11 protein-coding genes are annotated in these 10,056 nt (G+C 72.6%); 9 read left to right on the top strand and 2 right to left on the bottom strand.

All coding sequences use genetic code 11. The features are described from left to right. Nucleotides 1-130 precede the first annotated feature (130 nt). From PKC53_RS17640 to PKC53_RS17620, 5 genes are all read left to right on the top strand, one after another. The gene (locus PKC53_RS17640) at nt 131-676 is read left to right on the top strand and encodes a LemA family protein (protein ID WP_324431009.1); all 546 of its coding nucleotides are present in this window, start codon (nt 131-133) and stop codon (nt 674-676) included. 161 nt (nt 677-837) lie between these two features. Beyond that, complete coding sequence (locus PKC53_RS17635; protein WP_324431007.1) at nt 838-1,173, top strand: c-type cytochrome; 336 nt, start codon at nt 838-840, stop codon at nt 1,171-1,173. Between the two features lie 11 nt (nt 1,174-1,184). Then, complete coding sequence (locus PKC53_RS17630; RefSeq protein WP_324431005.1) at nt 1,185-2,468, top strand: NAD(P)/FAD-dependent oxidoreductase; 1,284 nt, start codon at nt 1,185-1,187, stop codon at nt 2,466-2,468. A gap of 95 nt (nt 2,469-2,563) precedes the next feature. Continuing rightward, complete coding sequence (locus PKC53_RS17625; protein WP_324431003.1) at nt 2,564-3,319, top strand: peptidoglycan-binding protein; 756 nt, start codon at nt 2,564-2,566, stop codon at nt 3,317-3,319. Next, nucleotides 3,297-3,749 carry a hypothetical protein gene (locus tag PKC53_RS17620; RefSeq protein WP_324431001.1) on the top strand — a complete coding sequence of 151 codons (453 nt, stop codon included), beginning with the start codon at nt 3,297-3,299 and terminating at the stop codon, nt 3,747-3,749. The genes PKC53_RS17625 and PKC53_RS17620 overlap by 23 nt, the downstream gene beginning before the upstream one ends. Before the next feature lie 13 nt (nt 3,750-3,762). On the opposite strand, the gene PKC53_RS17615 is transcribed toward PKC53_RS17620, so the two are convergent. Both PKC53_RS17615 and folE read right to left on the bottom strand, forming a co-directional pair. Beyond that, the gene (locus PKC53_RS17615) at nt 3,763-4,188 is read right to left on the bottom strand and encodes a BLUF domain-containing protein (protein ID WP_324430999.1); all 426 of its coding nucleotides are present in this window, start codon (nt 4,186-4,188) and stop codon (nt 3,763-3,765) included. A 13-nt stretch (nt 4,189-4,201) separates the two neighbouring features. After that, nucleotides 4,202-4,930: a GTP cyclohydrolase I gene (folE, locus tag PKC53_RS17610; protein ID WP_324430997.1), complete on the bottom strand. Its 729-nt coding sequence runs from the start codon at nt 4,928-4,930 to the stop codon at nt 4,202-4,204. A 71-nt stretch (nt 4,931-5,001) separates the two neighbouring features. Here folE and rsmB point away from each other — a divergent pair, with 71 nt between their 5' ends. From rsmB to PKC53_RS17590, 4 genes are read left to right on the top strand one after another with little or no spacing between them, the layout of a single operon-like run. Beyond that, entirely contained in the window at nt 5,002-6,363 is a 1,362-nt protein-coding gene (gene rsmB, locus PKC53_RS17605; protein ID WP_324430995.1) for a 16S rRNA (cytosine(967)-C(5))-methyltransferase RsmB, read from the top strand. Between the two features lie 56 nt (nt 6,364-6,419). Further along, on the top strand, nt 6,420-6,986 hold the full coding sequence (locus tag PKC53_RS17600) for a DUF4390 domain-containing protein (protein WP_324430993.1): 567 nt from the start codon (nt 6,420-6,422) through the stop codon (nt 6,984-6,986). Further along, nucleotides 6,983-9,268, top strand: a complete 2,286-nt coding sequence (locus PKC53_RS17595; protein ID WP_324430991.1) for an ATP-binding protein — start codon at nt 6,983-6,985, stop codon at nt 9,266-9,268. Before PKC53_RS17600 ends, PKC53_RS17595 begins: the two co-directional genes overlap by 4 nt. 21 nt (nt 9,269-9,289) lie before the next feature. Continuing rightward, nucleotides 9,290-9,964: a response regulator gene (locus tag PKC53_RS17590; RefSeq protein ID WP_324430989.1), complete on the top strand. Its 675-nt coding sequence runs from the start codon at nt 9,290-9,292 to the stop codon at nt 9,962-9,964. Nucleotides 9,965-10,056 lie beyond the last annotated feature (92 nt).

The raw sequence follows: 10,056 nt of genomic DNA, 5'->3' as shown, positions 1-10,056 counted from the left end.
GGCGCCGAGATCGGCATCTCCACCGACAAGCTGCACGCGCGCGGGCCGGTCGGGCTCGAGGGGCTGACGTCGCTGAAGTGGGTCGTGTTCGGTCAGGGCGAGGTGCGCGGCTGACGCGCGCGGCGGCGCGATGACGCCGGCCGAGTTCGTCCCGGCGCTGCTCGCCGCGGTGATCGTGCTGTGGGCGCTGGGCGCCTACAACCGGCTGGTGCGGCTGCGCAACGCGATCCACGCCGGGTGGGCGCAGATCGACGAGCAGCTGCGCCGCCGACGCGACGCGCTGCCGCGGCTCGTCGGGGCACTGCGCGAACCGCTGGCGGCCGAGCACCGCACGCTCGACGCGGTGCTCGACGCGCAACGGCAGGTGCAGGCCGCCACCGACGCGGCCGGCGCGCGGCCGCTGGACGCGCAGGCCGTCGAGGCCTTCGCGCGCCACGACGCGGTGCTCGCGTCGGCGGTCGAGCGGCTGCTCGCGCTGCTCGCGCAGCAGCCGGCGCTGCGCGAGCACGCCGACATCGGCGCATGCCTGCGCGAACTGCACGACAGCGACCTGCGGCTGGCCTTCGCGCGCCAGTGGTTCAACGACGCGGTCGGTGCGTACAACGCGGCGCTGGCGCAGTTCCCGACGCGGCTGCTGCGGCCGCTGTTCGGCTTCGGCCCGGCGCGGCGGCTCTGACCCAGGTCAAAGGACCCGCTTTGCGGGATGGCCCGGGCGCCGGTCTCGGGTGTACCCGGTAACGGCCGGTCGCGGTTGTCACTAGCATGCCCTTGGGGTAAGCGTACTTCACCGCCCGGCGCCGCCATGGCGCCGCGGCACGACCGACAGGAGACGAGCCAATGACCAGCAACCCAAGGACCCGCGGACGGCGGGTGCTCGCCGCCGCGGCGATCGCGGCGATGTCCGCGACACCGACGCTGGCGCAGGACGCGCGCGCGCTGCACGCGCAGGCGCTGGCCGCGACCTGCGCCAACTGCCACGGCACCGACGGGCGGGCGATCGACAAGTCGGAGGTGCCCGGGCTGGCCGGCATGCCGGCCGCGTACATGGTCGCGCAGATGCAGGGCTTCAAGAAGGGCGAACGCCCCGCCACCGTGATGCACCAGCTCGCCAAGGGCTTCAGCGACGAGCAGATCCAGCAACTTGCCGCGTGGTTCGCGGCGCAGAAGAAGTGAAGGGGGTCGCGATGCAACGACGCGAATGGCTGGCCGGCGCGGCGGCGCTCGGCGGCGTGGGGGCGATGGGCCTGGCCGGCTGCGCCGGCATGGGCGGCGCGCCGTCGAAGGCGCGCGTGCTCGTCGTCGGCGGCGGCTACGGCGGCGCGACGGCGGCCAAGTACGTGCGCAAGATGTCGGGCTACCAGGTCGACGTGGTGCTGGTCGAGCCGAACGACGCCTTCGTCAGCTGCCCGATCAGCAACCTGGTGCTCGGCGGCACGCGCACGATGGCCGACATCACCACGCCGTACGCGGCGCTGGCCAAGAACCACGGCGTGCGCGTGGTCAAGGACATGGTCGCGAGCATCGACCCGGCGAAGAAGGTCGCGGTGCTGGCGTCGGGACCGACGATCGCCTACGACAAGCTGATCCTCTCGCCCGGCATCGACCTGCAGCTCGACACCGTCGAGGGCCTGCGGGCGGCCAACGCCGATGGCCGCATCCTGCACGCCTGGAAGGCCGGCCCCGAGACCGCGGCGCTGCGCCGCCAGCTCGAGGCGATGCGCGACGGCGGCGTCTATGTGTTGTCGGTGCCGCTGGGCCCGTACCGTTGCCCGCCGGGCCCGTACGAACGCGCCTGCCAGGTCGCGAGCTACTTCAAGTCGCACAAGCCGCGCTCGAAGGTGATCGTCGTTGACGCCAACCCCGACGTCACGTCCAAGGGCGCGCTGTTCAAGAAGGCCTGGGCCGACCGCTACCCCGGCATCGTCGAGTACCGGCCCGGGCACAAGGTGGTCGGCGTCGACGCGGCGACGAGGACGCTCAAGTTCGAGGTCAACGACGACCTGAAGGCCGACGTGCTCAACGTCGTGCCGCAGCAGCGCGCCGGCGCGGTGGCGGTGCAGGCCGGGCTGGCCACCGCGAACGCGCGCTGGTGCCCGATCGACTACCTGACGTTCGAGTCGACGGTGGCCAAGGACATCCACGTGATCGGCGACTCGATCCTGCTCGCCCCCGCGATGCCCAAGAGCGGGCACATGGCCAACAGCCACGCCAAGGTCGCGGCCGCGGCGGTGGTCGCGCAACTCGCCGGCTGGCCGGTGAACCCGGCGCCGATGCTGACCAACACCTGCTACAGCTTCGTCGACGCGAGCAACGTCGTGCACGTGGCCAGCGTGCACGCCTACGACGGCGCCGAGCGCACCTACAAGACCGTGCCCGGCTCGGGCGGCCTGTCGCCCGAGGCCAACGAGAAGGAGGGCCTGTACGCGTGGAACTGGGCGCGCACGATCTGGGCCGATTCGCTGACCTGATCGCCGCGCGCCGGTCGCGCCGGCTGCTAGGGGTTGTGGCGTGCCGCGGGGCACGCCACACTGCGCGCCCGTCGGGACCGCGCAGGGAGCGCCGCATGAGCTTCACCCACCTGCTCGAGATCGAGCGGCCGCTGCCGCTGTCGCAGCTGTCCAAGGCGCAGGTGCGCGAGCTGCAGCACGCACTGTCGACGCTGGGCTACCCGCTGGGCGACATCGACGGGCTGGTCGGCCCGAAGACGCGTTCGGCGCTGGCCGAGTTCAAGGCCGACGTCGTCGAGGGCCACCCCGACACCGTCGGGCCGCAGACGGCCGCGCTGCTCGAGCAGATGGTCGGGCGCATCCACACCGGCGGGGTCGACGACTTCTCGACGCGCGACGGCACGATCGCCGCGATCGTGCGCCAGTGCCACGCGCAGGCGCTGACGCTGACCACGCAGATCGCCTACGTGCTCGCCACCACCGAGTGGGAGACCAACAAGACCTTCAAGCCGGTCGTCGAGGCGTACTGGCTGCGCAACGCCGAGGCCTGGCGCAAGCGCAACCTGCGCTACTGGCCGTACCACGGCCGCGGCTACGTGCAGCTGACCTGGAAGAACAACTACCAGAAGTACGCCGACCTGCTGGGGGTCGACCTGGTGCGCCAGCCCGACCTGGCCTGCGTGCCGCAGCACGCGTGTTTCATCCTCGTGCACGGCTTTCGCACCGGCACCTTCACCGGACGCCGCCTGACCGACTACATCGACGACATGCGCTGCGACTACGTCAACGCGCGCCGCTGCATCAACGGACTCGACCGCGCCCACGACATCGCGCGGCTCGCCGAGCGACATGCCCGTGCGCTGGGGGGGTGAGCGCCGTGCCACGCGGGCGGCGGTGGCGCTGCTGCTCGCCACGGCGCTCGGCACCGCCGCGGCGGCCGGTGGCGGCGCCCCGGCCGCGACGCCGCCGGCGCACCCATGTGCGCACCTGGGCGTCGCGTCGACCGCGCCGGCCGACGCCCGCGGCGAGTTCGAGGGCGTGTACCGCGTCGGGCGCACGCGCTGCACGGTGGCGCCGGCACGCATGAGCTACGCGCTGCGCTGGCAGCGCGGCCATCGGCCGATGGACTTCTTCTACGAGGGCGAGTCGGCTGCCGGCGAGTCGGTGTTTGTCTCCGAACCGCGCGCCGAGGGCGTCGACCGTTTCTACTTCGCCGACCGCGGCCTCGACCGCGGCGTGTTCGTGCGCGCCGACGGGCTGTGCCTGCCGGTGCAGCGGCTCGGCGCCGCGGCCCGGCGCTGAAGCGCCCGCGCGCTCAGGACTGGCCCATCACCGACGCGGTGGACACCAGCTCCTCGAACAGCGCCAGCGACACCTTGCCGCTGACCGCGTAGGGGTCGAGCGTGGCCGTTTCGGAGTACTTCAGCAGCAGCGCCGGGTTGAGCCGGTTCATGTGCACCTGGCCCATCGACCAGCCGGCGAAGCGGCGCTCGCCGATCTCGTCGTAGCTCAGCAGCACCACGTCGGCGTGGCGCGCGTCGGCGACGATGCGGTTGTACAGCCGGTTGACGGCGCCGCGGCCGCCCTCGAGCACCTGGATGAAGATGCCCTGCGAGTAGCACAGCACGCCGGTGATGCCGTGCTTCGGGTTGTCGGCTTTCGACTTGCGCAGGATCGCGTGCAGTTCGTCGTCGCCGATCGCGGCGACGGCACGGCTGGCGTACATCAGGCGCACGAGCATGGCACTGGCTCCTTCAGGCGGTCTTCTTGCTCAGCAGCGCGAGGAACTCGCGCCGCAGGTTGGCGTCCTTCAGGAAGGCGCCGCGCATCACCGAGTTGACCATCATCGATTCGTCGTCCTTGACGCCGCGCCAGTGCATGCAGAAGTGGTCGGCCTCCATCACGATGGCCAGCCCGTCGGGCTTGACGCGCTGCTGCAGTTCGTTGGCGAGCATCGTCACCGCCTCCTCCTGGATCTGCGGGCGGCTCATGATCCAGTCGCAGATGCGCGCGTACTTGGACAGGCCGATCAGGTTCGAGAACTCGTTGGGCAGGATGCCGATCCACACGCGCCCGAGGATCGGGCACAGGTGGTGCGAGCAGGCGCTGCGCACCTTGATCGGGCCGACGATCATCAGCTCGTTCAGGCGCTCGGCGTTCGGGAACTCGGTGACCGAGGGCATCGGCCGGTAGCGCCCGGCGAACACCTCCTCGACGAACATCTTGGCCACCCGCTTGGCGGTGTCGTTGGTGTTGTGGTCGTTGTCGGTGTCGATGACGAGCGCGCGCAGCACCTCGTGCATCTTCGCCTGCACCTCGGCCTTGAGCTCGTCGAGCTCGCCGTCGCGCAGGTGGTCGGCGATGTTGTCGTTGGCGTGGAAGCGGCAGTCGGCGCCGACCAGGCGGTAGCGGATGCGCTCGGACGCCGGCAGGCGCGCGAGCTCCTCTTCGCTGCGAAAGATCGGTGTCGCTTGCGAGGACATGCATCCGCCTCCGGGGTCCAGGGAGCGCCGATTGTGACCGCTGTGCCTGCGCGACGCATAGACTGCGTCGCATGGCCCCGAGCGACACCGCCGCCCCCGCGCTGCCGCTGGCGCGCCTGCTCGCGCACGCCGCCGACGCGGTGGCGGCGGTGCGCGGCGGGCGTTCGCTGACCGAGGCGATCGCCGCGGTGCCGCTGCCGGCGCGCGCCGGTGCGCAGGCGGTGTCGTTCCACGCGATGCGCGCGCTCGGCGGCGCACTGGCGGTGCGCGAGATCGTCGCACCGAAGGCGCCGCCGCCGGCGGTCGAAGCGCTGCTGCTCGTCGCACTGGCGCTGCTGTGGCCGCCCGAGCCGCCGGCCGCGCCGCCGTACGCCGACCACACGCTGGTCGACCAGGCGGTGCGCGCCGCGCGCCAGCGCACGCCGGGGGCCGCGGGATTCGTCAACGCGGTGCTGCGGCGCTTCCTGCGCGAGCGCGAGGCGCTCGTGGCGGCGGCAAGGCGCCAGCCGCAGGGCGCGTACAACCATCCGGCGTGGTGGATCTCGCGACTGAAGGCCGACTGGCCGGTGCAGTGGCAGGCGCTGCTGCACGCGGCCAACCGGCGCGCGCCGATGACGCTGCGCGTCAACGCGCGCCGCGGCGACGCAGTCGGCTACGTGCGGCGGCTCGCGGCGCAGGGGCGCGACGCCGCGGCCGTCGGCGCACACGCCGTGGTGCTGCGCGAGCCCTGCGCGGTGGGCGCGTTGCCTGGCTTCGCCGACGGCGACGTCTCGGTGCAGGACGCCGCGGCGCAGCTCGCCGCGCCGCTGCTGCTCGGCGGCGTGGCCACGCTCGGCGACACGCCGGCGGTCACGCTGCCGGCCGGCGCGCGCGTGCTCGACGCGTGCGCCGCGCCCGGCGGCAAGACCGCGCACCTGCTCGAACTCGCCGAACTCGACCTGATCGCGCTCGACCACGACGCGTTGCGGCTGGCGCGTGTCGACGAGACGCTGCGGCGCCTGGGCCTTCGCGCCGAGTTGCGCGCCGGCGACGCCGGCGACCCGGCGGCGTGGTGGGACGGCCGCGCGTTCGACGCGATCCTGCTCGACGCGCCGTGCACCGCCTCGGGCATCGTGCGACGCCACCCCGACGTGCGCTGGCTGCGCCGCGCCGGCGACGTGGCGTCGCTGGCGCGCCAGCAGGCGCGGCTGCTCGACGCGCTGTGGCGGCTGCTCAAGCCCGGCGGGCGGCTGCTCTACGCGACCTGCTCGCTGTTCAGGGCCGAGGGGCAGGCGCAGATCGACGCTTTTTTGCAACGCCAGCCGGCCGGGACGGCACGGGTCGATCCGGCCTCGCCGGGGCATCTGTTGCCGCTGCCGGACAATGACCCGCAGGCCATCGCGCCGGCCGCCGACCCCGACGGCTTCTACTACGCCTTGCTGCAACGCCCTTGACCCTGCCTCGCCAGCGTGCCATCGCCACGGACCGCGCCGCGAGCGGCCGTCCCGCGATGGACCGGCGCTCGTGGGGGCGGATCGTGCTCGCGGCAACCCTGGCGCCCTGGCTGGCGCGGGTCGCGCCCGCGGCGGCGCAGGCGCCGGCCGCCGCGCTGCTCGTGCTCGAGCCGGGCCGCCACGACGGCCAGGTCACGCTCGACTTTGCGCTGCGCGTGGCGTTGCCGGCGCCGGTCGAGGATGCGCTGCGGCGCGGCATCGCGCTGCACTTCCGCGCCGAGGCGGCGCTGTACCGCCCGCGCTGGTACTGGCGCGACGAACGCATCGGCCGCGTGCGGCGGCGCTGGCGGCTGACCTACCAGCCGCTGTCGAACAGCTTTCGCGTCAGCATCGGCGCGCTGCACCAGACCTACGCGTCGCTGCCCGAGGCGATGTCGGCGATCACCCGCATCTCGCGCTGGCCGGTGGCCGACGCGGCCGCGGTCGACCCCGACGAGGACCACTACCTGGAGTTCAGCTGGCGGCTGGACACCGGTGAGCTGCCACGACCGATGCAGATCGGCATCGGCAACCTGCCCGAGTGGCAACTCGAGGTCGAGCGCCGGATCGAACTGCCGCGATGAAGAAGTCGACGCGCTGGGCCTGGGTGGTGGCATTGGTGGCCGCCACCGGCGTCGCGCTGGTGCTGGGCTTCGTGCTGTCGCTGTCCAGCGGCGAGCGCGGGCTGTACGAGCGGCACTTCGTGTGGCTGTTCTGGCTCAACGTCGCCGTGGCGGCGCTGCTCGCGCTGGTCATCGTGCTCGCCGCCGCGCGGCTGGCGGTGCGCACGCGGCGCGGCAAGTTCGGCAGCCGGCTGCTGCTGAAGCTGGCGGGCATCTTCGCGCTGGTCGGCGTGTTGCCCGGCGTGCTGGTGTACACGGTGAGCTACCAGTTCGTCTCGCGCAGCATCGAAGCCTGGTTCGACGTGCGCGTGGAGGGCGCGCTCGACGCCGGCCTCGCGCTGGGGCGCGGCACGCTCGACGCGCAGGTCGGCGACCTGGCCGCGAAGACGCGGCTGGCCGCCGAGCGGCTGGCCGATGCCGGAACGTCGCCGACGCCGCTGGCGCTGGAGCGGCTGCGCGAGCAGCTCAATGCGCAGCAGGTGGTGGTGGTCAGCGCCGCCGGCCAGACGCTGCTCGGCGCCGGTGGGGTGACCACGGTGCTCGGCGCCGAGCGGGTCGACCCGGTGCTGCTGCGTCAGGCGCGCAACGCGCGCGTCGTCAGCCGGCTCGAGGGCCTCGACGACGAGCCGGCGCCCGGCGCCGCGCCCGACGCACGCGTGCGCGCGCTGGCGCTGCTGCCCAGCGCCGACCTGCGGCTGGGCGCCGACGAGCGCTACCTGATGGTCGTGCAGGCCGTGCCGCCCACGCTGGCGGCGCAAGCGCTGGCGGTGCAGGCGGCGTACCGCGAGTACCAGCAGCGTGCGCTCGAGCGCGACGGGCTGCGGCGCATGTACATCGGCACGCTGACGCTGGCGCTGGTGCTGGCGGTGTTCGCCGCGGTGCTGCTGGCCGCGCTGCTGGGCAACCAGCTGGCGCGCCCGCTGCTGCTGCTCGCCGAGGGCGTGAGGCAGGTGGCCGCCGGCGACCTGCGCGCCAAGCCGGTGTTCGCCTCGGGCGACGAACTCGGCGGGCTGACGCGGTCGTTCGCCGACATGACGCAGCAGCTCGCCGACGCGCGCACGCAGGTGCAGCGCGGCGTGGCCGAGCTGGAGAACGCGCGCACGCACCTGCAGACGATCCTCGACAACATGACCGCCGGCGTGATCGTTTTCGACGCGCAGCGCCGCATCGACACCGTCAACCCGGGCGCCACCCGCATCCTCAAGCTGCCGCTGTCGGCGTACCGCGGTCGTCGACTGGACGAGGCGCCGGGACTCGAGGCCTTCGCCGAAGCAGTGTGGCAGCGCTTCGAGACGCACCAGGCCAGTCCCGAGCCCGGCGAGCGCGACCAGTGGCAGGAGGCGTTCGAGCTGCCGCTGGCCGGCGCCACCGTGCGCGACAACGACACGCTGACGTTGCTGGTGCGCGGCGCGACGCTGCCCGGCGACATGCGGCTGATGGTGTTCGACGACATCAGCGAGGTCGTCAGCGCCCAGCGCACCGCGGCGTGGGGCGAGGTCGCGCGCCGGCTGGCGCACGAGATCAAGAACCCGCTGACGCCGATCCAGCTGTCGGCCGAACGACTGCAGCACAAGCTCGAGGCCAAGCTCGACGCGCCCGGCCAGGCGCTGCTGCAGCGCTCGGTGACCACGATCGTCGCGCAGGTGCAGGCGATGAAGCAACTGGTCAACGAGTTCCGCGACTACGCGCGGCTGCCCGCGGCGCAGCTGCACGCGCTGGACCTGAACGCGCTGGTGGCCGAGGTGCTGGCGCTGTACGGGCAGGCCAGCGAGAGCGGGCGGCTGCGCGCGAGCTATGCCGAGGCGTTGCCGGCGATCGTCGGCGACGCGACGCAGCTGCGCCAGGTGGTGCACAACCTGGTGCAGAACGCGCTCGACGCGGTGGCGGAGCGCGCCGACGGCTGCGTGCGCGTGGCCACCGAGGTCTCGCGCCACGACGACGGCCGCGTTCGCGCCGTGCGACTGGTGGTCAGCGACAACGGGCCCGGCTTCGCCGACAAGGTGCTCAAGCGAGCCTTCGAGCCGTACGTGACGACCAAGAGCAAAGGCACGGGGCTGGGCCTGGCCGTGGTCAAGAAGATCGCCGACGAGCACGGCGCGCGCGTGCGCATCGGCAACCGGCGTGGCGCCGACGGTGACGAGAGCGTGCCGGCAGGCGCGCAAGTTTCGTTATCATTTTCCAAACTCGCTCCCGTGGCGGCCCCTGCGCCTGCCCCGGCGGGCCTTCCGACCTCCGCGGCCTGAGCACCGGCCGGCACCGAATCCATGGCGACCATCCTCGTAGTTGACGACGAACTTGGCATACGCGGGCTGCTGTCGGAAATCCTCAGCGACGAAGGGCACACGGTCGAGCTGGCCGAGAACGCCGCGCAGGCTCGAGCGCTGCGTGAACGCATGCGTCCCGACCTGGTGCTGCTGGACATCTGGATGCCCGACGTCGACGGCGTCACGCTGCTCAAGGAGTGGGGCAGCAACGGGCTGCTGACGATGCCGGTGATCATGATGAGCGGCCACGGCACGATCGACACCGCGGTCGAGGCCACCAAGTTCGGCGCGATGGCCTTCCTCGAGAAGCCGATCACGCTGCAGAAGCTGCTGCGCGCCGTCGAGCAGGCGCTGACCAAGCCGGCCGCACGCGCCTTGCCGACGCCGGGCCTCGCGCGAGGCGACGGCGGTGAGGTGCACGACGGCGTGGCGCCGATGCTGCCGGTCGCCCCGCAGTTGCTGGGGCCTCAGTCGGAGCAGGTGTTCGAGCTCGACCGTCCGTTGCGCGAGGCGCGCGACGCGTTCGAGAAGTGCTACTTCGAATTCCACCTGGCCAAGGAGAACGGATCGATGACCCGCGTGGCGGAGAAGACCGGTCTCGAACGCACGCACCTGTACCGCAAGCTCAAGCAGCTCGGCGTCGACCTGACACGCAACAAGCGCGGCGGGCTGTGACCCGCGCCGTCGCTATAATGCGCGGCTCTTCGGCCAAGTAGCTCAGTTGGTAGAGCAGCGGATTGAAAATCCGCGTGTCGGTGGTTCGATTC

The sequence above is a fragment of the Azohydromonas sp. genome (assembly GCF_035325925.1).
Classification (GTDB): Bacteria; Pseudomonadota; Gammaproteobacteria; order Burkholderiales; family Burkholderiaceae_C; genus Calidifontimicrobium.
The sequence above is the reverse complement of the archived record's forward strand: the minus strand, read 5'-3'. Positions and strand labels throughout refer to the sequence as shown.

What these genes read in the sequence shown, in the direction of transcription:
- PKC53_RS17640 (WP_324431009.1), top strand. Translation starts at nt 131, where the DNA reads ATGACGCCGGCCGAGTTCGTCCCGGCGCTGCTCGCCGCGGTGATCGTG.
- PKC53_RS17635 (WP_324431007.1), top strand. Translation starts at nt 838, where the DNA reads ATGACCAGCAACCCAAGGACCCGCGGACGGCGGGTGCTCGCCGCCGCG.
- PKC53_RS17630 (WP_324431005.1), top strand. Translation starts at nt 1,185, where the DNA reads ATGCAACGACGCGAATGGCTGGCCGGCGCGGCGGCGCTCGGCGGCGTG.
- PKC53_RS17625 (WP_324431003.1), top strand. Translation starts at nt 2,564, where the DNA reads ATGAGCTTCACCCACCTGCTCGAGATCGAGCGGCCGCTGCCGCTGTCG.
- PKC53_RS17620 (WP_324431001.1), top strand. Translation starts at nt 3,297, where the DNA reads ATGCCCGTGCGCTGGGGGGGTGAGCGCCGTGCCACGCGGGCGGCGGTG.
- PKC53_RS17615 (WP_324430999.1), bottom strand. Translation starts at nt 4,188, where the DNA reads ATGCTCGTGCGCCTGATGTACGCCAGCCGTGCCGTCGCCGCGATCGGC.
- folE (WP_324430997.1), bottom strand. Translation starts at nt 4,930, where the DNA reads ATGTCCTCGCAAGCGACACCGATCTTTCGCAGCGAAGAGGAGCTCGCG.
- rsmB (WP_324430995.1), top strand. Translation starts at nt 5,002, where the DNA reads ATGGCCCCGAGCGACACCGCCGCCCCCGCGCTGCCGCTGGCGCGCCTG.
- PKC53_RS17600 (WP_324430993.1), top strand. Translation starts at nt 6,420, where the DNA reads ATGGACCGGCGCTCGTGGGGGCGGATCGTGCTCGCGGCAACCCTGGCG.
- PKC53_RS17595 (WP_324430991.1), top strand. Translation starts at nt 6,983, where the DNA reads ATGAAGAAGTCGACGCGCTGGGCCTGGGTGGTGGCATTGGTGGCCGCC.
- PKC53_RS17590 (WP_324430989.1), top strand. Translation starts at nt 9,290, where the DNA reads ATGGCGACCATCCTCGTAGTTGACGACGAACTTGGCATACGCGGGCTG.